The sequence below is a fragment of the Lewinella sp. JB7 genome, from assembly GCF_024297185.1.
Classification (GTDB): Bacteria; Bacteroidota; Bacteroidia; order Chitinophagales; family Saprospiraceae; genus Neolewinella.
Genome location: NZ_JANCTD010000007.1, coordinates 15,167 through 39,570, shown reverse-complemented (window position 1 = coordinate 39,570; position 24,404 = coordinate 15,167). Strand labels below are relative to the sequence as shown.

Below are 24,404 nucleotides of genomic sequence, written 5' to 3'. Positions count from 1 at the left end.
ATCCGGAAAATCGAACACCCGCTTCCCCGGTCGGCGTTTAATTTTAAAACGATGGTCGCCGGCCTGCTCGGGTACGACGACTACCAATTATAAGATCTATGAACTTCAATAATTTCACCATTAAGAGCCAGGAAGTGCTCCAGCGGGCTAGTGAAATCGCGGTCGGCAACCAACAACAGGCGATTGATCCCGGCCATATTTTTAAGGCTATTTTCGAGGTGGACGAGAGCGTCACGCCCTTTCTGTTTAAGAAGCTGGGGGTAAATCTTAACGCCATCAAATCCGCCATCGACAGCATCGTGGCCGGCGTACCCAAGGTTACGGGTGCTCAGCAAGTGCTGAGTCGTAGTGGTGTTGAGTTGGTACAGCAAGCTAACGTCGTGGCCAAGGAAATGAACGATGAATACGTCTCCCTGGAACATCTGTGGCTTGCCGGTCTGAAGATCAACGATCCCGCCGGACAGGTACTTAAAGATGCCGGGGTGCGCGCCAAGGAACTTAAACTCGCCATCGAAGAACTTCGTGGAGGTAAGCGGGTCACGTCCAACAGCGCCGAGAACGCCTATAATTCCCTGGAGAAGTACGCCATTAACCTCAACGAGCGCGCCCGGGAGGGCAAGCTCGACCCGGTGATCGGCCGTGACGAGGAGATTCGTCGGGTACTCCACATTCTGGCCCGCCGGAGTAAGAACAACCCCATTCTCATCGGAGAACCCGGTGTGGGTAAAACCGCCATCGTGGAGGGTCTCGCCCACCGCATCGTCAACGGCGACGTGCCCGAAGACCTGCGGGAAAAGGACATTTACAGCCTCGATATGGGCGCCCTCATCGCCGGGGCCAAGTACCAGGGCGAATTCGAAGAACGGCTGAAGGGCGTGATCAACGAGGTCACCCAGGCCGACGGTCAGATCTTCCTGTTTATCGATGAGATCCACACCCTCGTAGGCGCCGGAAAGGGGCAGGGGGCCATGGATGCCGCCAATATCCTGAAGCCCGCCCTGGCCCGCGGAGAGCTCCGCGCCATCGGGGCCACCACCCTGGCCGAGTACCAGAAGTACTTCGAAACCGATAAGGCCCTCGAACGTCGCTTTCAGCAGGTCACCGTCGACGAGCCCTCCGAAGAGGACGCGATCAGCATCCTGCGCGGACTAAAAGAGCGCTACGAGACGCACCATAAGATCAATATCCTGGATGAGGCCGTCGTGGCCGCCGTGCAGCTCTCCGAACGGTACATCACCGACCGCTTCCTGCCCGATAAGGCCATCGACCTGATCGACGAGGCCGCCGCCCGGTTGCGCCTGGAAATGAACTCCATGCCCGAGGAACTCGACGAGATCGAACGCCGTATCCGGCAACTCGAGATCGAGCGGGAGGCCGTGAAGCGGGAAAACGACCAGACGAAGATCGAGCGCATCAACCAGGACCTCGCGAACCTCGAGGAGCGCCGCAACGAACTGCGCGCCCAGTGGGAAAGCGAGCGGGAAGTGGTGCTGGGCATCCAGCAGGCCAAGCAACGCATCGACGAGCTGAAGAACGAAGCCATGCGCCTGGAGCGGTCCGGGGAGTATTCCCAGGTGGCCGAGATCCGCTACGGCCAGATCCCCGCCGCGGAGGCCGAATTGAAGGAATTCAATCAGCGCCTCATCGATATGCAGTCCAACGCCAAGATGCTGGTGAAGGAGGAGGTGGACAGTGAAGACATCGCCGAGATCGTCGCCCGCTGGACCGGCATCCCCGTCACCCGCATGCTCGAAAGCGAGCGGGAGAAGCTGCTAAAACTCGAGGAGGCCCTGCACGGAAGGGTGGTGGGACAGGACGAGGCCGTCGAGGCCGTCGCCGACTCGATCCGCCTGAACCGTACCGGACTGAGTAACCAGGATCGTCCGATCGGCTCCTTCCTCTTCCTGGGAACTACGGGAGTGGGTAAGACCGAGCTGGCCAAGGCCCTGGCCGACTACCTCTTCAACGATGCCGACATGATGACGCGCATCGATATGAGTGAGTACCAGGAACGCCACGCCGTGAGCCGGCTGGTGGGTGCCCCTCCCGGATACGTCGGTTACGACGAGGGCGGTCAGCTGACCGAGGCCGTCCGCCGCAAGCCCTATAGCGTGGTGTTGCTCGACGAGATCGAGAAGGCGCATCCGGACGTATTCAATATCCTGCTGCAGGTGCTTGACGACGGCCGGTTAACCGACAACAAGGGTCGGGTGGCCAATTTCAAGAATACGATCATCATCATGACCTCTAACATCGGTTCGGACATCATCCGGGAGAAGTTCTCCCAGATCGACGGCGGTAACGAGGAGGACATCATCGAGGAAACCAAGGAAACCCTCTTCAACGTCCTCAAGCAGACCGTGCGTCCCGAGTTTCTGAACCGGATCGACGACGTGGTCATGTTCCGTCCGCTGAGCCGCGGCGACATTCGCCAGATCGTGGAGCTGCAACTCGACGAAGTGAAGCGGATGCTGGCCGAACAGGAAATCACCCTTACCGTGGCTCCGGAGGCCATGGACTGGTTGGCCGCCGAGGGCTACAATCCCGAGTTCGGGGCCCGTCCGCTCAAGCGGGTGATCAAGAAGCGGGTCCTGCGCCAGCTGTCGAAGCAGATGCTGGGCGGCGACGTGAAGCCCGGCAGTCAGATCGTGCTGGACGTCTTCGGCGACGTGGTCGTCTTCCGGCAGGCCCGGCAGGGCGAGCGTACGGTCGCCGGACCGGGGATCGCCGCTCCGACCGAATCCACCGCGGGTTAAATTTTGTTAAGACCATTCGACCTTACCAACTAATAGGAAGGTTGAATGGTCTTCTTTCCGGGTTTTATACCATGATCTACCGAGTCGTTAGAATAAACTGAACCGTCAACATGAAAAAATTACTGCTAATCGTATTCGTCGCGGTACTGGGTGGCCTTATCGCCCTGGGCGGCGCTAACTATCTGGGCTGGGGTAAGACGAAATACGTCGAAGTTCCCGGTAGCCCCGCCACCTACACCAACTTCACGAACGCTCCGCGCGTCGTGCCGGCCCCCACCGACGGTTTCGTGGTAGCCTCTGAGCGCGCGCTACCCGCCGTGGTCCACATCAAGGCCAGTAAGCGGGCGGATTACGCGTCCCGGGGCGGCGGTTCGCCCTTCGGTAACCAGCTGCCGGACGCTCTGCGCGACCTCTTTGGAAATCCCGGGCGGGGCGACGGCGACGGCGAGATGCCCCTGCAACAGGGTTCCGGATCGGGCGTCATCATCAGCAGTGACGGTTACATCGTTTCCAACAACCACGTCGTAGCCGATGCCGAGACCCTGGAGGTCGTCCTCAACGATGAGCGCACCTACACGGCCAAGGTGATCGGCACCGACCCGACCACCGACATCGCTCTGATCAAGATCGAAGAGACCGGCCTAACCCCGATCGCCTTCGGCAACAGCGACGAAGTAAAGGTCGGGCAGTGGGTGGTGGCCGTCGGTAACCCCTTCAGCCTCACCAGCACCGTCACGGCTGGAATCGTATCGGCCAAGGGCCGCAGCATCGATATCGTGCGCCGCAGCGGCGGTGACCTGGCGATCGAGTCCTTCATTCAGACCGACGCCGTGGTCAATCCCGGCAACAGCGGCGGTGCCCTCGTGAATCAGAACGGCGACCTGATCGGCATCAACACGGCCATCAGTAGCCCCACCGGGGTGTTTGCCGGCTACAGCTTTGCGGTTCCCTCGGCCATCGTGAAGAAGGTCGCCGAAGACCTGCGGGAATTCGGCGTAGTACAGCGCGGTCTGCTCGGTGCCCGCATTCAGCAAGTGAATACCCTCACCGACCGCGACGACATCGACCGCAACGACGGCGTTTACGTAGCGCAGGTAATGGACGGTAGCGCCGCCCAGGAAGCGGGCGTCAAGGAGGGCGATATCATTCTGAGCGTAGACGGCGTACCTACCCTCCGTAGCAGCGACCTGCTGGAGCAACTGGGCCGTCACCGTCCGGGAGACAAGGTAGTCCTGACCGTCGAGCGCGACGGAAAGGAACGCGACCTGACCGCCGAGCTGAAGAATTCGAACGGTACGACCGGCGTCGTGCGGGTCGAGGACCAGCCCACCGAGTACACCGCCCTGGGTGCCGAATTCGAGGAACTGAACGACGATACGGCCGCTCAGCTCGGTCTGGACGGCGGCGTGGTGGTTAACAGCCTCGGCAATGGGTTGCTTACTCAGCAAACCCGGGTGCGCCCCGGCTTCATCCTGACCAAAGTGGACGGCCGCAAAGTAACCGGCGTCGACCAACTGAAGAAACTCCTCGATACCAACAAGGACGTGATTACCATCGAGGGAGTATACCCCGATAATCCGTCCGAAACCTATAAGTACGCCATCGTCAAGTAGACGACGGATAACCGGCTTTTCGCTGCGGGGCATCTCTCGGAAGGGGGATGCCCCGCACACATTATACCCGCCCGGCGGTTTTTACGGTATGCCTCCTCCGATATTCATCCTACTCCTCGCTCTTTCCACCGCTTCGGCGGGGGGCGGGGGTACCGTGCCGGTGCTTAACGTAGACAACGTACGCGAGGCCGCAGGTACGCTATGGGTAGGGATTTATGAGTCCGAGGACGATTTTCTTGACCGGGACAAGGCCCGCCTGGTCAGTCACCGGGTCACCGCCACCGGCTGCGAGCACGTACGCATTGAGGGGCTGGTGCCGGGCAAGGCCTACGCCATTGCCGTTTTCCACGACTTGAACGACAACGGGGAGCTCGACACCAATTTTCTCGGGTTGCCCGCCGAACCCTGGGCACTCAGCCGTCCGTTGCGCAGCTGGTTCCGCCGCCCCCGATTTGCGGAAATGAGCTTCGTGTACGATCCCCGGGCGGGCCTTCCCGCGGTGGTATTGCGCTGAGGCGGAGCCGGCGGGGAGCACCCGTAGATTTGCTTTAACTTCGCCGCTCGTACGGCACCCCGGCGGGCCATCGTTCAAACCAGCGTATGAGTATCAAAGTAGGAATCTTTTTTGGCGGCCCTTCCCGGGAACGCGAAATCTCTTTTGCGGGGGGGCGTACGGTGTACGATAACCTCGACAAATCCCTCTTCGAGCCGGTACCCATATTCGTCGATAGCTTCCGCCGCTGGCATTTACTCGACTGGCAGTACCTCTACCGGGGCAGTATTCGCGATTTCTTCCCGCCCGTCTCCCTCGCTCCCGCTAGCGCCCACGGCTTCCAGGTGTACCAGGAGAGTCTGGGACCGCTGGACGAACTGGCCATCAACGAAGCGGGCGACCACGTCGGTCGCCGCATCCGCCGGGAAGAACTGCCCGAGCTGATCGACCTGGCTTTTCTGGCCCTGCACGGAGAGTACGGAGAAGACGGTCAACTACAGCGTGAACTGGAGTACGCCGGTATCCCCTATACGGGTAGCGGGGTCCGGGCCAGTGAAATCGGTATGGATAAGGCCCTACAGAAGGAACTGATGGCCGCCGCCGGCTATCCCTCGCCGCCGATCCTGGTGATCGAGCGGGAGGCCTTCGGGACGACGCCGATCGATACCTTTTATCAGCAGTCGGTGGAAGACATCGGCTGGCCCATGGTCATACGCCCCGCCCGGCAGGGCAGCAGCATCGGCGTACACATACTGAAGGAAGAGGAGGGGCTCGCCGGTTTCGAGCGGGCCGTCAGCGCCGCTTTCTTCCGCGAAAACCTGTTGTTGCAGGAGTATGCGGATCGCAGTCCCGCCGAACGCCTCGAATATGTGCGCCACGTCAGCGACCTGCGTGACGGGATCGCCTTTCCGATGGACGCCATACGCGGTGACCACCGCCTGACGCTCTACACTCCGGACGAGCTGCACGAGTACCTGGAACGGGCGGTAAAGGATAAGAAGGCCTCCCCCCTGGTCATTCTGGAGGGGCACCAGAACGAGGAGCGGGTCATCGTGGAGGGCTTTATCGACGGCAAGGAATTTTCGACCATCGTGCTCCGCAAGCCCGACGGCGGGGTCGTGGCTCTGCCCCCCACGGAAATCGTCAAGTTCGCCGGCGAACTCTTCGATTACCGCAGCAAGTACCTGCCGGGCCGCAGCCGCAAGGTCACGCCCATCGACCTGCCGGCCACCGCGATCGACGACATTCGCCGGGAGACGGAGCGGTTGTTTACCGAACTCGGCTTCGCCGTATACGCGCGCATCGACGGCTTCTACACGCCGGACGGCACCATCTACCTCAACGATCCCAATACGACCAGCGGCATGATGCCCTCGTCGTTCTTCTTCCACCAGGCGGCCGAGATCGGCCTGAGCCCTTCCCAGTTTTTAACTTACATCATCCGCACCAGCCTGCAGGAACGGGGAGCCGACGAGTTGATGGCGCTGCTGGATCGCGCGTTGGATGATATGCGGGCGAGCGCGGGAGCTAAAGAAAGGGTAGCAGTGCTTCTCGGGGGTACGAGCTTCGAACGGCACATCAGCGTGGAGAGCGGCCGTAACATATACGAAAAGCTGAGCTCCAGCGAAGCCCACCGACCCCTGCCCGTCTTTCTGACGAATCCCGTGACCGACGATCAGCACGGGGAAGACTTCGTTCTGTACCAACTGCCCGTCAATCTCCTCCTGAAGGACAACGCCGACGACATCCGCGACAAGCTCGCCGATGCCCAAGATCACCTCGCCATTGCCGACATCCGCCGCGCGTGTGCCGCCATTACGGACCGCTACGCCGACCCCGACGTGGTCTTCAAGCCCGTTCATCTACCCCTGGAGCGCCTGCCCGAGGTGGCTGACGCCGTATTCATCGCCCTGCACGGACGGCCCGGAGAAGACGGTCAGGTACAGCGCAAACTCGACCGGCTCGGGTTGCCCTATAACGGTTCGGGACCCGAAAGCTCGGCCATCACGATCGACAAGTACGAGACCCTGCAGGTTCTCCGCGCGGGAGGCATGCCGGTCACCGACCAGTGGCTCGCGCGCCGGGAAGATTTCCTGCTCAACGCCGAAGCCTTTTACGATCGCGTCGAGCAGAAGTTCAGCTACCCCCTCATCGCGAAGCCCGTCGACGACGGCTGTAGCTCGGCCGTGAAGCTGATCCGCCGGCGGGAAGAACTGGTGGCTTACTGTCAGCTCACCTTTCAGCCCGGCGGCAACCGCGAACGGCAGGCCCGCAAGGTTCTGAAGCTTAGTTCCGGGGAGGAATGGCCCCTGGGCAAGTCGTCCATTCTTTTCGAGGCGGCCATCACCGCGGCCGGGGCCGAGAAATTCCTGGAGATTACCGGTGGAATGCTCACCCACTACGGTGCGGACGGAGAGCTGCGCTACGAAGTCTTCGAGCCCAGCGAGGCCCTGGCGGGGGGAGAGGTACTCAGCCTGGAGGAGAAATTTCTGGCGGGGGAGGGGCAAAACCTCACGCCGGCCCGGCTGGCTTCTGGGGCATATGATTACGACCACGTCGCCGGACAGGTCAAGGCCGATCTGGAACGGGCCGCCCGCCTGCTGGGCGTCGAGGGCTACTGCCGCATCGATGCCTTCGTCCGGATATTCGCGGACGGCCGGGCCGAGACGGTGGTGATCGAGGTGAATAACCTGCCCGGCATGACCCCGGCCACGGCCATTTTCCACCAGGCAGCCATCGCGGGTTACCAGCCGTACCAGTTTATCGCGGCTATTCTGGACTTCGCCAAGGAGCGGCAACAACGCTCCGCGGTCACCCCACCCGTGACGGAAGCACCCGTGGCCGCTACCGCTCCCGCCTACACGGCTCCCGCGGACCCGCCCGAACCTTCTCCGGCCATGGTATGGCTGAAGAACATCGGGGCGGCCCTCCTCCTGTTGACGGTCCTGTTTCTGCTCCTGCGTACCGGGCTGAACCTCTACACCAATCACGGAGAAAGCATGGCCATCCCCACCTTCGAAGGCATGCTGATCGACGAGGCCCGGGAGGTAGCCGAGCGGGAGGGCCTCAACATCGACGTGACCATCGGCGCCTTCGATCCCGCCAAACGCCCCGGACTGGTCGTGCAGCAACAGCCCCGGGTGGGCAGCCGGGTGAAGAACAACCGTACCGTTTACCTGACCGTGCTCAGCGAGGATGCCCCCGAGGTGGAGCTTCCGGGACTGGTAGGTAACTACGACTACAATCAGTACGTGCGCCTGCTGAAGGTGAAGAACATTCGCTACCGCGTCCGCGAACGGCAGTTCGACGCGAAGCAGGAAGACGGGACCATCCTGTACCTCTACTACGACGATCGGAAGATCACCGACGAGGACCTGCGCGAGGGTGTCCGGGTGCCCATGGGGAGCACCGTCGACTTCGTAATCACCCAGCGGAAGGGGGGAAAGGTGACCCTGCCCGAGTATCGCTGCCAGCAGTACGGGACCGCCGAATTCGCCATTACCGGCAGCCAACTGGTGATCGGTACGGTCTCCGGAACCTTTACGAACCGCTACGAAGCCTACATCGAGCGCACCGAGCCGGCGGCGGGCACCGTAATGGAAACGGGGGCGAAGGTGAACCTGGTCTTGAGCGATACGCCTCCGACGGGATGTGAGTAATTATTGATTGCCGGCAGCGTTCTGAGCTTGGCCAACAAACACTTATGCGACCTTATCTCCTCCCCATTCTTCTGCTGGCGGGCCTACAAAGCCTGACGGCCCAACGGATCGTTCCGCTCATGGAGCAGCCGCAACTCCACGACGCGCGCCGCGGCACCACCGTTGCGGCCCGGGCCGTCTGCGGTGAACCCGAGCTGGAGGGCGTGGAGCGCATCGTGACCGGTGAAGCAGGTACCATCAAGATCGACCTGGACACCGTCGGGCTCGGCAGCGACCTCAACGATTACCGTTGCATCGGCTGTACGACCACCCGCTACGGCACGGCGGTCCTGCGCAGCGACACCATCCTGTATACCCCGAACCCCGACGTGCAGCAGGGACTGGATACGCTGGGACTTACCGTCTGCTCACCGGGGGGCGTGTGCGCGGATACTGTGCAGTTGGTGATCCTCGTACAGCGTCCGGGACGCACGATCGAACTGGGTAATCGGTTGATAGCTCCCGGTACGATAGACACCGTGGGAATCCCGACCGACGAACTTCCGGGGGGGGCGGTCTGTCGCACCATCAACGGTTGCGACAACGAGGATTACGGGGGGCGCAGTCAACTGAGCTACTTTTCGCGGGCCTTCGGCACCGCCAACGATTTCGTGTACGAAGCTTCCAATTTCGGGGGGATTGACGGGGTCTGCGTCCGGGTTTGTAACGAATTTGGCCTGTGCGATACCTACCGCACCACGTTTACGGTCGACCGTCCATCGGTGGAACTGCCCTTCTTCGACGACTTCTCGTACGAGGGTGTACGTCCGGCGGTAGCCTTGTGGCAAGATGAGGACGTACTCGTCAACCGGAACTACGGTATTCGTCCTCCGTCGATCGGCGTGGCGACCTTCGACGCGATCGATTACAATGGGCAGCCCTACACCGGCGGGAACAACCGGATCGCCCAGCCCCGCGACTACCTGACCTCCAGCCCCGTGAATCTGGCCGGGAAACAGGGCACGGTGCTGTCGTTCTATGTTCAGCCAAAGGGACTGGGCAACCGTCCGGAACTGCAGGACAGTTTCCTCGTGCAGTTCCTGGACCGGAGCGGTGAATGGAATACCGTCTTCGCCCAGGCCGGTCGGCCCACCACCGAATCCAACACGTTCGTCAATCCCTTCACCGGCTACCTGGTGAACGTGGCGGCGGATTACCAGTACGACGGCTTCCAGTTTCGGTTTCTGAACCTGAGTACCGAAGTCGGGGCGGTCGATAACTGGCACCTGGATTACGTGAAGCTCAGTAACACCTCGACCTCCCTGGTCACCCAGGATCTGGCGCTGACCGAGGCCCCGTTCCGGCTGGTGGCTCCCTATACGAGCCTGCCGGTCCGTCATCTGCAGGCGGGCGGTCAGGCACTGCTCGTCGACTCTATCTACCTGAAACTGTGGAATCACCGGGCGGACGTAACGCCGGTCACGGCCTCCACCTACCTAGTTGAGAATCTGGGCGACCCCGCCTTCCGTTCGGAAGGGGGCCTGTTTCCCTCCAGTTATTTCGGGCAGGATAACGGCATCGCTCCCCGTACTTTCGAAACCCGGGGGGCCACCTTCGATCAGTTGCCGACGTACCAGCAGATTCGCAGCTTCCTGTTTGACCTCGACCCGGAAGAGAATTATCGACTGCGCACCACCTACGACCTGACCGTGGCGACCGAGGACGCCTCCTTCGCCCCCGGCATCGGCCGCAACAATCGGGCGAGTGAGATCACCGTCCTCGGAGATTACCTGGCGTACGACGACGGAAGCGCGGAAGTGGCAATTGAGGGCCAGAGCGGCAACGTGATCGTGCAGCGCTACACGGCCTACGTGGCGGATGAGCTGACGGGCATTCGCATCCGCATCCCCCGGACTCTGGGCGGCACCGGAGACCAAAACATAAATTTCGTCGTGTACGGAGCCGACGCCGAGGGACTGCCCGGGACCTTATTGTACTCCACCGAGGTGCCCATCCTGTACGCCGAGGATTACTACCGGGATTCGCTGCAGGCATTCAGTAGTTACGAGCTGGACGAAGCCGTAGCGCTGCCCGTGGGCGATTTCTTCGTGGGGTGGCGGCAGCCGACGGCTAATCGTTCCCTGCCCGTAGGATTCGACCGGAACAACCAGCCGGCGGGCGTGCAATTTTTTGACGCCGGGGCCGGGTGGCAGGCGCTTGACGGGGCCACCCGGGGAGCCATCATGATTCGTCCGTTGCTCTCCGGTGCGGAGGTGCGGCCTACCTCCACCGAACAAATTGACGTTTCTACACGTATTGTAGACGTTTTCCCCAATCCGGCGGGGCAGGTACTGAACATTCGGCCGCTTGAAGCGCTCAAGCTTAAGGACCTCAGCTACCGACTCTTCACCACCGACGGACGGTTGGTGCGGGACGGGAAAGCGGCGACGGTTGTGTCGCTGGCGACCCTGCCCGCCGGCGTGTACGTACTGGAGTGCAGAATCGGAGATCGCGTCAGTCGTCACAAGATTGTCAGGCGTTAATCTATTTTGTCGTTGAGCTTGTTGGGCACCCTTTGAAGAGAAATTGAAACCGACAATGGAAGCAACCGTAGAGGAGCTGAAGCAAAGAGAAACCGACGGCAAGAACGACTACGTTCTACTCGACGTACGGGAAGATTACGAACGCGCGGAATTCAACGTAGGCGGTATTCACGTGCCCCTGGGCCAGCTAAGTATGTCGATGGACAAGCTTACCCCCTACCGCGACCAGGAGATCATCGTGTACTGCCGGAGTGGTAAGCGTTCGGCGATGGCGCAGGAGCTGTTGCGGCAATGTGGATTCAAGAACGTCCGCAACCTGGAAGGCGGCATGCTGGCTTACCAGGGATAGACGAAAACGGTAAACGGCCCCTCTCCCGCCCGGAGGAGGCAGGTCGAAAGCATGTACTAAAAAAGGACTATCTTTTGCGGTACACCCGGGCTTCAAAACCGGCCGAGCGAACGCGTTCGGCCATACGGGTGGCCTCGGTGTAGTCGTTCGAGCGATCGACGAGTGCCACGGCGAAGGTACCCCGGTCGAATTTTGCCATTTCGGTTTCGGAAAATCCGGCCCTTTTCAGGTCGTTGACCCTAGCACGGGCGTTGATGACCTGGCGGAAGGTGCCGGCGATCACGAGAAACCGCCCGTCGTCGCCAAACGTAGCGTCGCCGGGAGATGCATCGGCGGAATCCGCTTCGGTAACGGCGAAAAGTTCTTCCACTACGGGTTCCTCTCCGGTTTCTTCGGCCGTTTGGATGTCATAGAAGTCGACGGAATCCTCCCCGGTCTCGTTTGGCCGTGCGCCCGTAAAGTTGGTATCTTCGGGCTCATTATCCTGGTTTGATGCGGTAAAGGCCTGGGAGATCAGCAGCGCGAGCGCGAGCAGGCAGACGATAAGGATCAGGGGAACGAGAATGGATGATTTCATCAGTAAGTCAGTTCGACAATGTATAGTGAGGACTTACACCTAAGGAAATAACTACCCTCCCGGTTCTAGGGAGCGGCGAAGTAAAGAATTTTGTCAAGTGTTTGCTTTTTGGAAAGACCGTTTTTAGAGGGAGTGCCGAATCGGCGCTCCCTTTTTTTTGCGCTAAACCATTCTTTTTACCCAACGTTGGCTTTGGTATGCCCGAACCCTCTCCCGTTCACCTGCCCGGCGCGGTGCCCAACGATCCCACCGCCCCCGGTCGGAAAGACGACCACATCGAGCTGGCCTTCCAGTCGCAGGTCGAGCACGGCATGCTGGACGACCGCTTCGACTACGAACCCCTACTCGCCGCTCACCCGGTTCCCGGAAGTCTGCCTCGCATGAAATGGGGGCGGGCCACCCTGCGTGCTCCGCTGTGGGTAAGCAGTATGACGGGGGGGACCGATAAGGCCTATACCATCAATCATAATCTGGCCCGGGCGGTCGGTGAATTCGGCCTGGGCATGGGACTGGGATCCTGCCGCAGCCTGCTGTACGACGACGGTCGCTTCCATGACTTCAACGTCCGGCCTGCGGCCGGCCCGGACGCCCCCATCTTCGCCAACCTCGGCTCCGCCCAGGTGCAAATCCTTCTCGAACGGGGCGAACTGGCAATGATCCCCCAACTCGTCGACGCCCTGCAACTGGACGGGCTCATCGTACACGTCAATCCCCTGCAGGAGTGGCTGCAACCGGAGGGCGACCGCTTCACCGTCGCGCCCATCCACACGGTACGTGCCCTGCTGGAGGAGTTGCCGGACCTGCCGCTCATCGTGAAGGAAGTAGGGCAGGGGATGGGACCGGCGAGTCTACGCGCCCTCCTGGAGTTGCCCCTACTGGCGCTCGATACCGCCGCGAACGGGGGGACCAATTTCAGCAAACTGGAACTCTTTCGCTCCGACGCGCTGGCCCGGTCAGCTTACGGGGGGCTCACCCGGGTGGGGCATTCGGCGACCGATATGGTGCACCGGATCAATGCGTTGACGTCAGACGAACACCTCCAACTCCGGTGCCAGAATCTCATCATCAGCGGGGGAGTACAGGGCTTCCTCGACGGGTATTACCTGACGGAGATCGCCCGGATGCCGGCCATTTACGGTCAGGCGTCGGCCTTCCTGCGGCATGCCCGGGAAGATTACGACAGCTTGCGCCGCTACGTCGCTACCCAGCTTCGGGGACTGGAATTGGCAAAGGCCTATCTTCACCCCCGGCGCTAATCACCATACACCTTCCACGCAGTGGCCGACAACAAGCAGGAAAACGGACGGATCAACGGGTTCAGTAAGCTCGATAAACGTCAACGGCGGGAGTGGCTGCTGAACCAGTTCCTTCCCGGACGTACGAACGAAGAGTTCACCTACTTCGATGCCGACAGCGGCGATCTGCAGCAGGTCTTCGACAACTTCAGCGAGAACACCGTCGCCAGTTTCCCCCTCCCCTTCGGCATTGCCCCCAACTTTCTCATCAACGGGAAGACCTACGCCGTACCCATGGTCACCGAGGAGAGCAGCGTCGTCGCCGCCGCCAGCAGTTCGGCGAAGTACTGGCTCACCCGGGGGGGCTTCCGGGTCGAAGTCGTCGCCACCGAAAAATTGGGCCAGCTGCACTTTCGCTGGGCGGGACACCCCGACCGCCGCGCCGCCCTACTGCCCGATCTGAAGGCTCACTTGGAGCGTGCGACCGCCGGCATCACCGACCGGATGGAGGCCCGGGGCGGGGGGGTGCGCGGGCTCACCTGGAAGCACCTGCCCACCGTGGATCCCCAGTGCTACCAGTTGCTCGTCCGTTTCGGAACGGGGGACAGCATGGGCGCCAACTTCATCAACACCGTACTGGAAGCGTACGCCACCGAACTGGAGGCCTGGTCGGCCACCAGCGCCGCCCTCAGTGATGAGGAGCGTGACGTGGAAGTCATCATGGCCATCCTGAGTAACCACACGCCGAACTGCGTGGTTACGGCCGCCGTGAGCTGCCCCATAGAGGAGATGAATATCCCCGGATCCGGCGTCGACGCCGCGGATTTCGTGCGCCGATTCCGACTGGCCGTAGATATCGCCCGCGAGGATACCTACCGGGCCGTTACCCACAATAAGGGAATCATGAATGGCATCGATGCGGTCGTGCTGGCGACCGGCAACGATTTCCGGGCGGTGGAGTCCGCCGCTCATGCCTTCGCGGCCGAAAGTGGTCGCTACCGCTCCCTGAGCCGTTGCCGCGTCGAGGACGATATCTTTCACTTCGAACTGACCGTCCCGCTTGCCCTGGGCACCGTAGGGGGGCTTACCCGCCTGCATCCACTGGCCGATCTGGCCCTCGACATTATGGGGCGGCCGTCGGCGCGGGAACTGATGTGCATCGCCGCGGCTACCGGCCTGGCCCAGAATTTTGCCGCCCTGCGCAGCCTGGTCACTACGGGTATTCAACAGGGCCACATGAAGATGCACTTACAGAATATCCTGTCCAGTCTGCAGGCCAGTCCGCCGGAACGCCAACAAACGGCCGAATTCTTCCGGGGGCGCACGGTCAGCCACCACGGCGTGCGGCAGTACCTCGATCGACTGCGGGAAGGGGGAGTAGGGGGGTAAACGAGCGAGGGGACGCAAACCATTGCGTCCCCTCGGGAAATGCGCCTCAGAAAGGGCTCGAACCTTTGACCTACGGATTAACAGTCCGCCGCTCTAACCAACTGAGCTACTGAGGCAGGGCACTCAAGACAAACCGGGTGGTTGCCTAAGCGGACGCAAATTTACGCCGTCCCGCTTTATTTTGCAATCTTTGCCCCCGCAAAAAAATAAATTATGAGTCTGCTCGCAGTTGGAACCCTGGCCTACGATGATGTGTACACCCCCTACGGAGAGGTCAAAATGATCGAGGCCGGAAGCTGCACCTACATCGCCATGGCGGCGACGTACTTCACCCAGCCGGTACAGTTGGTGTCCGTGATCGGCGGCGACTACAACGATGACTTCCTGGCCGACCTCGAGCGGCGGGGGGCCAGCCTGGAGGGCGTGGAGGTGATCCCCGGGGGGAAGTCCTTTTACTGGGCCGGTCGCTACCACGATGATATGATGGGCCGCGACACCCTCGACACCCAGCTTAATGTGCTGGCCGACTTCGACCCCAAGGTGCCGGAAGGATACCGGAATACGGACTACGTGATGCTGGGCAACCTCACCCCCTCGGTACAGGCCCGCGTGATCGACCAGATGGCCCGGCGCCCCAAGTTGATCGCCCTCGATACCATGAACTTCTGGATGGACGTTGCCCTCGCCGATCTGAAGGAGGTACTCAAACGCATCGACATCCTGATCATCAACGACGAGGAGGCGCGGCAGCTCAGCGGGGAACGGAGCCTGCTCACGGCCGCCGCCAAAATCGTGGAGATGGGGCCGAAGATCCTCATCATCAAGAAGGGGGAGCACGGAGCTCTGCTTTTCGAGGAAGATAAGGTCTTCTACGCACCGGCCCTGCTGCTTCCCAAAGTGGTGGACCCGACCGGGGCCGGCGATACCTTCGCGGGCGGACTGGTCGGCTACCTGGCCGCCACCGACGACCTCAGTTTCGCTAACCTCAAGCGGGCCGTGATCTACGGTTCGGCCATGGCGAGCTTCGTAGTGGAAGACTTCGGCACCCGGCGCATGCAAAACCTCGATCGCGCGCAGATCGACGCCCGCGTCGCCCGCTTCGTCGAACTGATGAACGTGAGCCTGTAAGCCAGGATGGAAGTTCTGCTCGATCAGATCCAGGCGACGGAGATCGTAGAGTGGATCGCTACTTTGACCGCGCTGGCGTACGTGTGGCTAGCCGCGCGCGACAATAACTGGTGCTGGTTCTTCGCGGCGGTGAGCGCCCTGCTATGGGCCTACCAGTCCTTCGTCGTGTACCGGCTGGTATCGGATGCCCTACTCCAACTGTTTTACCTCGTCATGGCGGGGGTCGGACTGTTCCGCTGGCAACGCTCCCGCGCGACCCGCCCCGACAATCCGATGCTGGACGCCGTAGCCATGCCTGCTGAAGGACCGCAGACGGGAATTTTACGCATGGACGCACGCGAACACGCCGTGACGTTAGCCCTGGGACTGACCGTCGGGCTCCTGCTGGGCTACGTGGTCGGTGCCGTAGCCACGGCCACCCAGACGTACCTGGACGCCATAACGACCAGCTTCAGCATCATCGCCACCTTCCTGCTTATCTGGCGCAGGCTGGAGAACTGGTTGTACTGGGTGGTGATCGACGCGGTGTATGTCTACATCTACTTCCGTTCCGGGGCCACGCTCTTTGCCCTGCTGATGGTCCTGTACGTGATCATGGCAGTGTACGGCTACTTCACGTGGCGATCAACCGTAGACCGTAGCCACCAGACTGCGCTCTGAAGCCCGGTTGCGAAATTCACACAGGTAGATGCCCTGCCAGGTACCCAGATTGATGCGCCCCTCGGTGATGGGCAACGTGATGGCATTGCCGATCATGGCCGCCTTGATGTGGGCCGGCATGTCGTCGGGACCCTCCAGCGTATGGATCAGGAACGGCATATTTTCGGGCACCAGTTTGTTGAAGATCGACTCAAAGTCAGCCAGGACGTCCGGGTCCGCCGCTTCGTTGACCGTGATGGCCGCGGAGGTGTGTTGGATAAACAGGTGAAGCAGGCCCGTCCGGGGAAGGGTGGGCAGGTGACGGGTGATTTCGGCGGTTACCACGTGAAATCCACGGGGGCGTGCGGCGAGGCGGAAGGTAGATTGGGCGACCACGGCGGTGGGATTGGGTAAGGCGCAAAAGTACGGCGGAGTGAACAGTGGGTGGGGCGACGACCTATCAAAGGGTAAACGCCCTGCCATCTATGCCCTCGTCTAAACTCACCGCGGTTGTCCTCCGGCTCGCCCTCGTCATCGGCGTCGTCACGATTCTTTATTTCGGAAAGCCGGTACTTCTCACGCTGACGGTCGGCGGACTGCTGGCGGTGCTGCTCGACCCCATCGACGAAAAGCTCCGAAGCTGGGGGTGGAAACCGGGTTTCGCCATTGCCGGAGCCGTTTCCGTCCTGTTGTTGGTCTTCGCCGCCCTCTTCTTCGCCGTCGGTAAGCAGGCTACCCGCTTCGCCGAGAACTGGCCGCAAATCGAACAGCGACTTGGTGAGCAACTGGAGAAGGTGAAGGAAAAACTGCCGACCTCCACCGGAAGTAGCCAGGGGCAATCCACCGCCGATAGTACGGGACAATCCGCCCAGTTACCCATCGGTAATCCCGGCGGGGGCAACACCACGGGCAGTATTGCCGGTAAGCTGCCCATCAATCGGGGCCAGATCACCGGCCTGCTGTCTACCACGCTAGGCGTTGTCGGGGACTTCCTCCTCATCCTGGTGTACGTAGTGCTCTTCCTGTCGCAGAAGGAGCGGCTGCGGGTATTCGTGCTGCGCCGGGCCCCGGAGGATAAGCGCGGGCTCACTCACCAGACCATCAACGAAAGTGCCGACGTTGCCCAGAAGTACCTGAAGGGTCGACTGATCCTGATCTTCATTCTCTCCGTGCTCTATACCGGAGGCTTTCTGGTGTCGGGCCTTGAATACGCCCTGATCATAGCCGTACTGGCCGCCGTACTCAGCATCATTCCCTACCTCGGCAACATCATCGGCGGTGGATTGGCGCTGGCCATCGCGCTGGCCGGTGGGGGCGGCACCTCGGCCATGATCGGCGTGCTGGTCACGATGGCCGTCGCGCAAATGCTCGAGAGTTACATCCTCACTCCGCTCATCGTGGGCGACGAGGTCGACATCAACCCGCTGACCACCATCGTCGCCGTCATCGCCTTTACCGTACTCTGGGGGGCGGTGGGGGCCATCGTGGCCATACCGGTCGTGGCCATGCTGCGCATCGTGTTCAGCCACGTAGAAGGTACCAAGGATTACGCCTATCTGCTCGGGCAGGATTAATTCCCGCGCCCCTATCTTGCAACCCACTAATCGTTACCATGGGAGTACTCTACACCGCCGTTCAACACGCTCACTCCGGCCTGCGCTGGGTGGTCCTCATCCTGCTCCTCGCCGCCATCGGGCGGGCCGCTTCCCGCCGCCGCACCGGTGAGGTGTACCCGGGAAAGGATAAGCTGGCGCTCTTCGCGCTTATTTCCGTGCATATCCAGTTGCTGCTGGGCCTCGCCCTTTTTCTGTGGCTCAGCCCGTACGGCATTGCCGCCGATCCGATCGAGGGCGGGGGCTCGGCCGTAGCCAAGTATTACAACTACGTACACTGGTGGACGATGCTCATCGCCGTCATCCTCATCACCGTGGGCTACAGCAAGGCCAAGCGGCAGGCGGAGCTCAACAAGGGGTGGAAGACCATCGGCATTTATTACCTGGTAGGGCTGCTGATCATGCTCGCCGGCATTCCCTGGCCCTTCTATCCCGGTCTGGAAAGCGTAGGCTGGGGGTAGGCTTTACTCCGCGTGCGGCCGTTCGATGAGCGTATCTTCTTCCCGGCGGTCCATCACGCCGAAGCCCAGTGCCTGTAGGATCAACGACAGCACCACCAGAAGAATGATTACGTAGACCACCTTCATCAGGGTGGAGGTCCGCTTTTTTGGCGGGGTCGCGGGTGCGGAGTTGGTGGGCGGCATAGCAAACGTCTCTGGTAGACTCCCGAAACGAAGGCGGGCAACGAATTGTGCATTCTCCGCGGCCCGTTCCGGAGACGGACACGGGGTACCCTTACAGAAAGGTGAAGAAAACTATAACGGAGGTGTAACCATCCGGCCTAACTTGAGTATCCCCTACCGAAGGAAACAAGCTACGGACCTTGACGCTCACCGACGAAACACTGATGGAACGGGTTGCCGACAACCGGCTCGACTGCCTGGCTCCCCTGTACGAGCGCTACAAGTCCCCCCTGCTGGGTTTCCTGCTGAACCGGACCAACGGAGACCGGGCCACCGCCGAAGACCTCCTGCAGGCCACCTTCGAACGAATCATTAAGTACCGGACGAGTTGGCGGACGGGGCAAAACTTCAAAACCTGGGCATTCACCATTGCCCGCAACGTACACCGGGATCGCTGTCGCCGCGAAGGCAGGATGCCGCTGAGCGACGACTTCGAGTTCGGCGATCTGCCCCTGGAATCCCCGGAGGAGGCCCCGACCGACTGCCGCGCCGCCCTGGCCGCCCTCCCCGACAATTACCGCATCGTGGTGGAACTGGCCTGGCAACGCAACCTGAAGTACGCCGACATCGCCCGGGTGCTTGACACCACCGAGGCCAACGTCAAGGTGCGTATGCACCGCGCCTGCAAGCAACTGCGGGCCAACTACCAAAACGCTAACCGGCTATGAACACGAACGACGACGAACTGCAACGGGAGATCGATGCCCTCAGCGACCTGCGTAACGAGATCGCGGGACTACCCGATCCGCACCCCAGCGCCGCTGCCGACCGCCGATTCACCGAAATGCTCGCGGCCCATACCGGGACCGCCCGCTCTTCCGGAAATCCGCGGCACCTGCGCCCCGCCGCCCTCCTGGCCGTCGCGGCGACTCTGCTACTGCTCGTTTTCGGACTGGGCTGGTACTTCGGGAGCGCGGAATCAACCGCCGAACGGCAACTGGCCGCCACCCGTACGCTGATGCTGGAACTGATGCAGGACCGGCGAAGCAGCCAGCGCATGCAGGCGGCGACGGTCAGTCTGAGCATCGAAGTCGCCGATCCGGAAGTGATCGCCAATCTGGGTTTACTCCTCCGCACCGACCCCAACACCAACGTGCGCCTGGCCGCCCTGGATGCCCTGCGTCGTTTCTCCGATGATCCCTCCGCCCGCCGGGAAATGCTCGACGCCATGGCCGGAGCCCCCCCGCCCGCCGTCCAGGTACAACTGCTCGAAACGCTGGTGAGCCTGAACGAAAAACGGGTGCTGCCCTACCTGGAAGACATTATTTCCAACGACAGCATCCCCCGCCGACTGCGCGACGCCGCCGAGCTCGGAACCTTCAAACTAATCTAAAAAAACAGACCCCCATGCTACGTATACTATTGCTTCTCTGCCTAACCTCCGCCCTCGGAGCCCAGCAGGACTTCAAGATCGCCGCCGCGGGCAAAACCGTTGAATTTCGGGAGATCGATCACCTCACCATCGTCGGCGGCTCCGGGTCCGAGATGGTCGTGGAAGCCAAACTGAACGGCCGCGATAAGGACGACCGGGCCGCCGGCCTGCGCAAGATCAGCGCTTCGGGACTGAAGGACAATACCGGATTCGGACTCAGCGTCACCGAGCGTGAGGGGCGAATCCTGGTACAACAGGTCGGGGGGGAAGGCAGCCGGGTGACCGTGCGGGTGCCCAACAGCGCCAGCGTGACGGTCGAGCAGAGCACCCACCGGGGCGGGGACCTCCAGATCAGCGATTTCGGTGGCGAACTGGACGTGAGCATGATGTACCACACCGTGAACCTGGAAAACGTGACCGGCCCCGTCGCCGTAAACACGGTATACGAGGACATCGTGGCTCGCTGGGACTCGCCTCCGACTAAGGAAGTGCGCCTGCACTCCACCTATTCCGACGTTGACGTGACCCTCCCCGCCGCTACGAAGGCCGATTTGCGCCTCAACACCGGCTACGGGAACATGTACACCGACTTCGATATCCAGATCAAGACCCAGACCGTAGCCGGTCAGGAACGCGAGAATGAGAACGACCGGGACGAACCGCACCGGGTCTCGCTGGGCAACCTGGTCGGCACCATCAACGGCGGCGGCACCCTGCTGTCGCTGACGGCGACCTACGACAACCTCTACATCCGCAAGAAGTAAAATAAACTCCCATGTTCCGCACCATTCTTTGCAGCCTCCTGCTGGCTGTGGGCCAGTTGTATGCCCAGTCGACAACCACCGTAGCGCCGGAGGGGGCTACCGCCCTTCACCTCTCCGCCCTCTTCAGCAGCGTCGAAATAATTACCGGCGACGGCCCCAATATCGAAATCGACCACATGATCCTCATCGACGGCCGCGCACGCGCCGAACTCAGTGAGCTGCAAATGGACCGGCAAGGCGGGGTGCTGCGGATAGCGGAGGCCGGTCCGACTCAGGAACAGCTGGAACCGGAGATGCGCCGGGTATCGACGGTCATCAACGGCCGGCGGACCTCCGGCTACGACGATCGCCACATGGAGCTCGCGCTGGTGGTCACCGTGCCCGAAAATTTGCCGTTGACCATCGAGACCGTATACGGCAGCGTGAACGTCATCGATCACCCCGGTCTCCGGGAGGTAAAGGCTACCTACGGCGGGGTGGACGTCATCTATTCAGTAGCCGATGCTTTACCCGAGCAACTGACGCTGTACAGCAATTACGGCACCGTCGACCTTACCCTGCCCCCGGGAGTCGCCGCCCGCCTGGAGCTCATTACGGAGTTTGGCGAGTTGCTCACCGACTTCGATCTGCTCATCGACCGGGAAGCCAGTGAACGCCGTGATTTCTACGAGCACATCGTGAGCACCGTGGGGTCGGGGCCGGCCGCGACATCGGTCAAGTGTACCGCACCCTACGGCAAGGTGTACGTGCGGCGGGGGCGGGGCGGCGGGTGAGGTAGCCTGGGGTAGCCGTTGGACCGCTATAGCCGTTGGACGGTGTCACACCGTCCAACGGCTATAGCGGTCCAACGGGGGGGCGGCCGCCGGGGGGAAAGAGAAATATCAAACAACGCGCAACCTCGGTCGTCCGGGCTCGTCCCTTTTAACGCTACACACCTCCAGCAATGCTCAACCATTTACTCCTTCCCGTTGCGATACTCCTCTCCGGCATAGCGGCAGCGCAGGATTCGACCGATGTAGAAACCTACCCCCTCCGGCACTACCAGACCCAACGGGTAGTCGGCGATGCCCCCCTGATCGACGGCAGCCCCACCGAGGCAGCTTGGGACGCCGTGGAGTGGAGCGGAGATTATATGCAGTTCGAGCCCAATCCCGGTGACGCACCTACGCAACAGACCTTTTTCAAAATTCTGTACGACGATCGTAACCTGTACGTCGCCTACCGCTGCCTGGACAGTCAGCCCGAGCTTATCGAACAGCGCATGGGGCGGCGGGACCAATTTCCGGGAGACTGGGTGGAGATGAACATCGACAGCTACCACGACAAACGCACGGCATTTTCCTTCACGGTTTCCGCCTCCGGAGTAAAGAGCGACGAATTCGTCTCCAACGACGGCAACAACTGGGACAGCTCCTGGAACCCCATCTGGGAAACCAGGACCCAGCTCGACTCCGCCGGCTGGACGGCCGAGTTGCGCATCCCGCTCTCCCAGATCCGGTTTTCAGCGGGTGATGACCAAGTCTGGGGCATCCAGTCCACCCGTCGCGATTTCCGCATGGACGAGCGCAGCATCTGGCAACCCCGTTCCCGCAACGCCTCCGGGTGGGTAAGTCGCTTCGGCGAACTGCGCGGCCTGCGGAACCTACGCCCCCGTCGCACCCTCGAACTGCAACCCTACGTAGTCGCCCAACGCTCCACCTACCCCGCCGAGGAGGGCAATCCCTTCGCCGACGGGACCGATAACCGGGTTTCCGCCGGGCTCGACGCCCGCGTCGGCATTACAAACGACCTGACGCTCGATTTAACCATCAATCCTGACTTCGGACAGGTAGAAGCCGATCCGGGCGCCCTGAACCTGGATGGTTACCAGATATTCTTCCGGGAGCAGCGGCCCTTCTTCGTCGAGGGACAGAACATCTTCGATTTTCGACTGTCACCGGCCGAAGCGGGGGGGCGACACACCTCGGACCAGATCTTTTATTCCCGCCGCATCGGGGGGAGCCCCCACCGGTCGGTCTCCTCGGACGCCGGGCGCCGCTACTACGTAGATCAGCCGGTGAATACGACGATCCTCGGGGCGGCCAAATTTAGCGGGAAGACCGCCTCGGGCCTGTCGGTGGGTTTGCTGCAGAGCATCACCGAACGGGAGCTGGCCACCATCGACCTAGCCGGCGAGCGCAGCGAAACGGTCGTGGAGCCGCTCACCAATTTCCAGGTCGGTCGGGTACAGCAGGATTTTCGGGGCGGGGATACCTACGTCGGCGCCATTCTTACCGGCGTACAGCGGAGCCTGGGCGAGGATCCCGAGCTTGACTTTCTCCACCGGCAGGCGTATTCCGGGGGGCTGGACTTCACCCACCGCTGGAACGACCGCTCCTGGTACGTGGCGGGCAATACCGTCTTATCGTCGGTAAGCGGCAGCCGGGAGTCCATCCTCCGGACGCAAACCGGTTTCGAGCATTTCTTTCAGCGACCGGACGCGGACCATCTTTCCGTGGACAGCACCGCCACCCGCCTCAACGGCAGCAGCGGTATGCTCAAGGTGGGTAATCTGGGTGGCAATTTCATCTTCGAAACCGGTGCCACCTGGCGCTCGCCGGGCTTCGAGGTCAACGATATCGGGTTCATGCGCAACGCCGACGAGATTAACTACTTCGGCTGGGCGGCGCGGCGGTGGCAGCAACCCTTTTCCATCTTCCGCCGCTTCCAGGTGAACGGCAATGTGTACACCACCCTGGACTTCGGGGGCAATCTGCTCGGACAAGTATTTAATACGAACAGCCACGCCAATTTCACCAACTTCATGCGGGCGGGCACCGGATTCAGTTACGTGCACTACCGGGCCTCCAAGACCGATCTGCGGGGCGGGCCCATTCTCCGCCAGAGCCCCGGCTACGAATACTTCGGCTACGTGACCTCCGACAACCGAAAGAAGGCTACCGTGGGCGCCCAGGGCTACCAGTTTCGCACCTTCGACGGGACACAGGTGGAGGGGTCCATCTCCCTCTTTTTCAACTGGCAACCCCTGGATGCCGCTTCGGTGAGCATATCTCCGAGCTATTCCACCTTCGCGCGGGCCGATCAGTACGTAGCCCAGCCGGGAGCTGCCGGCAACAAAACCTACATCGTCGGCGCGGTGGACCAGCGTACCTTCAGTACCACGGTCCGCCTGAATTACAACCTGACGCCCGACCTTACGGTGCAGTACTACGGGCAACCCTTCATCAGCCGGGGACGGTACCGGGAGTTTAAGCGGTTTTCCGGCGCGGGTTTGGCCGATCGGTTTGCCGAGCGCTTCATTCCCTACGCGGCGGAGGAGGTACAGTACGACGCGGAATCCGGGCGGTATAGCCTGGGCCCCGGGGAAGGGCATACGGTGAACGACCCGAATTTCAGCTTCATTCAGTTCCGGTCGAATCTGGTCGTTCGGTGGGAGTACCTGCCGGGGTCGGAGCTATACCTCGTCTGGTCGCAGGGCAACACGGCGAGCGGCGAGCCCGGCGATCGGTTGTTGCACAGCCTGGGCCGCAACGTATTCTCGGAAGATGTGCGTAATAATTTTCTCCTCAAGGCCACCTACCGATGGCTGCGTTGACGGGTGGAAAACAGGGG

Annotated in this window: 20 protein-coding genes and 1 tRNA gene; 17 read left to right on the top strand and 4 right to left on the bottom strand. The window is 61.5% G+C overall.

Annotated elements, in window-relative coordinates; translation table 11 throughout:
* Positions 1 to 98 precede the first annotated feature (98 nt).
* From clpB to NMA52_RS13250, 6 genes are all read left to right on the top strand, one after another.
* Positions 99 to 2,756: an ATP-dependent chaperone ClpB gene (gene clpB, locus NMA52_RS13275; RefSeq protein ID WP_254828174.1), complete on the top strand. Its 2,658-nt coding sequence runs from the start codon at positions 99 to 101 to the stop codon at positions 2,754 to 2,756.
* A gap of 110 nt (positions 2,757 to 2,866) precedes the next feature.
* Positions 2,867 to 4,369, top strand: a complete 1,503-nt coding sequence (locus tag NMA52_RS13270; protein ID WP_254828173.1) for a trypsin-like peptidase domain-containing protein — start codon at positions 2,867 to 2,869, stop codon at positions 4,367 to 4,369.
* Positions 4,370 to 4,457: 88 nt separating this feature from the next.
* The gene (locus NMA52_RS13265; RefSeq protein ID WP_254828172.1) at positions 4,458 to 4,883 is read left to right on the top strand and encodes a DUF2141 domain-containing protein; all 426 of its coding nucleotides are present in this window, start codon (positions 4,458 to 4,460) and stop codon (positions 4,881 to 4,883) included.
* An 86-nt stretch (positions 4,884 to 4,969) separates the two neighbouring features.
* Positions 4,970 to 8,521, top strand: coding sequence for a PASTA domain-containing protein (locus tag NMA52_RS13260; RefSeq protein ID WP_254828171.1), 3,552 nt, complete (start codon positions 4,970 to 4,972; stop codon positions 8,519 to 8,521).
* A gap of 44 nt (positions 8,522 to 8,565) precedes the next feature.
* A complete protein-coding gene (locus NMA52_RS13255) occupies positions 8,566 to 11,043 on the top strand; it encodes a T9SS type A sorting domain-containing protein (RefSeq protein ID WP_254828170.1) in 2,478 nt (825 codons plus the stop codon).
* A 55-nt stretch (positions 11,044 to 11,098) separates the two neighbouring features.
* Positions 11,099 to 11,392 carry a rhodanese-like domain-containing protein gene (locus NMA52_RS13250; protein WP_254828169.1) on the top strand — a complete coding sequence of 98 codons (294 nt, stop codon included), beginning with the start codon at positions 11,099 to 11,101 and terminating at the stop codon, positions 11,390 to 11,392.
* Between the two features lie 67 nt (positions 11,393 to 11,459).
* On the opposite strand, the gene NMA52_RS13245 is transcribed toward NMA52_RS13250, so the two are convergent.
* Positions 11,460 to 11,969, bottom strand: coding sequence for an SPOR domain-containing protein (locus NMA52_RS13245; RefSeq protein WP_254828168.1), 510 nt, complete (start codon positions 11,967 to 11,969; stop codon positions 11,460 to 11,462).
* A 197-nt stretch (positions 11,970 to 12,166) separates the two neighbouring features.
* Here NMA52_RS13245 and NMA52_RS13240 point away from each other — a divergent pair, with 197 nt between their 5' ends.
* Both NMA52_RS13240 and NMA52_RS13235 read left to right on the top strand, forming a co-directional pair.
* A complete protein-coding gene (locus NMA52_RS13240) occupies positions 12,167 to 13,225 on the top strand; it encodes an isopentenyl-diphosphate delta-isomerase (protein WP_254828167.1) in 1,059 nt (352 codons plus the stop codon).
* 21 nt (positions 13,226 to 13,246) lie between these two features.
* Positions 13,247 to 14,593 (top strand): hydroxymethylglutaryl-CoA reductase, encoded by a 1,347-nt coding sequence (locus NMA52_RS13235; protein WP_254828166.1) that lies wholly within the window; start codon positions 13,247 to 13,249, stop codon positions 14,591 to 14,593.
* 42 nt (positions 14,594 to 14,635) lie between these two features.
* On the opposite strand, the gene NMA52_RS13230 is transcribed toward NMA52_RS13235, so the two are convergent.
* A tRNA-Asn gene (locus tag NMA52_RS13230) sits at positions 14,636 to 14,709 on the bottom strand.
* A 97-nt stretch (positions 14,710 to 14,806) separates the two neighbouring features.
* Between NMA52_RS13230 and NMA52_RS13225 the strand changes: the two genes are divergently transcribed.
* A complete protein-coding gene (locus NMA52_RS13225) occupies positions 14,807 to 15,721 on the top strand; it encodes a PfkB family carbohydrate kinase (RefSeq protein ID WP_254828165.1) in 915 nt (304 codons plus the stop codon).
* 6 nt (positions 15,722 to 15,727) lie between these two features.
* Positions 15,728 to 16,381 (top strand): nicotinamide riboside transporter PnuC, encoded by a 654-nt coding sequence (gene pnuC / locus NMA52_RS13220; protein ID WP_254828164.1) that lies wholly within the window; start codon positions 15,728 to 15,730, stop codon positions 16,379 to 16,381.
* Here the strand turns inward: pnuC and NMA52_RS13215 are convergent.
* Positions 16,346 to 16,756 carry a secondary thiamine-phosphate synthase enzyme YjbQ gene (locus tag NMA52_RS13215; protein ID WP_254828163.1) on the bottom strand — a complete coding sequence of 137 codons (411 nt, stop codon included), beginning with the start codon at positions 16,754 to 16,756 and terminating at the stop codon, positions 16,346 to 16,348. The genes pnuC and NMA52_RS13215 overlap by 36 nt on opposite strands.
* 89 nt (positions 16,757 to 16,845) lie before the next feature.
* On the opposite strand from NMA52_RS13215, the gene NMA52_RS13210 reads away from it, so the two are divergent.
* Both NMA52_RS13210 and NMA52_RS13205 read left to right on the top strand, forming a co-directional pair.
* Positions 16,846 to 17,934 (top strand): AI-2E family transporter, encoded by a 1,089-nt coding sequence (locus NMA52_RS13210; protein ID WP_254828162.1) that lies wholly within the window; start codon positions 16,846 to 16,848, stop codon positions 17,932 to 17,934.
* Between the two features lie 38 nt (positions 17,935 to 17,972).
* A complete protein-coding gene (locus tag NMA52_RS13205) occupies positions 17,973 to 18,434 on the top strand; it encodes a cytochrome B (protein WP_254828161.1) in 462 nt (153 codons plus the stop codon).
* Between the two features lie 3 nt (positions 18,435 to 18,437).
* Here NMA52_RS13205 and NMA52_RS13200 read toward each other — a convergent pair whose 3' ends face one another.
* Positions 18,438 to 18,617 (bottom strand): hypothetical protein, encoded by a 180-nt coding sequence (locus tag NMA52_RS13200; RefSeq protein WP_254828160.1) that lies wholly within the window; start codon positions 18,615 to 18,617, stop codon positions 18,438 to 18,440.
* A gap of 179 nt (positions 18,618 to 18,796) precedes the next feature.
* On the opposite strand from NMA52_RS13200, the gene NMA52_RS13195 reads away from it, so the two are divergent.
* The 5 genes from NMA52_RS13195 to NMA52_RS13175 all read left to right on the top strand — a co-directional run bounded on the left by NMA52_RS13195 (position 18,797) and on the right by NMA52_RS13175 (position 24,387).
* Positions 18,797 to 19,324, top strand: a complete 528-nt coding sequence (locus tag NMA52_RS13195; RefSeq protein ID WP_254828159.1) for an RNA polymerase sigma factor — start codon at positions 18,797 to 18,799, stop codon at positions 19,322 to 19,324.
* A complete protein-coding gene (locus NMA52_RS13190) occupies positions 19,321 to 19,989 on the top strand; it encodes a HEAT repeat domain-containing protein (RefSeq protein WP_254828158.1) in 669 nt (222 codons plus the stop codon). The genes NMA52_RS13195 and NMA52_RS13190 overlap by 4 nt, the downstream gene beginning before the upstream one ends.
* Before the next feature lie 14 nt (positions 19,990 to 20,003).
* A complete protein-coding gene (locus tag NMA52_RS13185) occupies positions 20,004 to 20,792 on the top strand; it encodes a hypothetical protein (protein ID WP_254828157.1) in 789 nt (262 codons plus the stop codon).
* A gap of 11 nt (positions 20,793 to 20,803) precedes the next feature.
* The gene (locus tag NMA52_RS13180; RefSeq protein WP_254828156.1) at positions 20,804 to 21,565 is read left to right on the top strand and encodes a hypothetical protein; all 762 of its coding nucleotides are present in this window, start codon (positions 20,804 to 20,806) and stop codon (positions 21,563 to 21,565) included.
* 170 nt (positions 21,566 to 21,735) lie between these two features.
* Complete coding sequence (locus NMA52_RS13175) at positions 21,736 to 24,387, top strand: DUF5916 domain-containing protein (RefSeq protein ID WP_254828155.1); 2,652 nt, start codon at positions 21,736 to 21,738, stop codon at positions 24,385 to 24,387.
* The last annotated feature ends 17 nt before the right edge of the window (positions 24,388 to 24,404 follow it).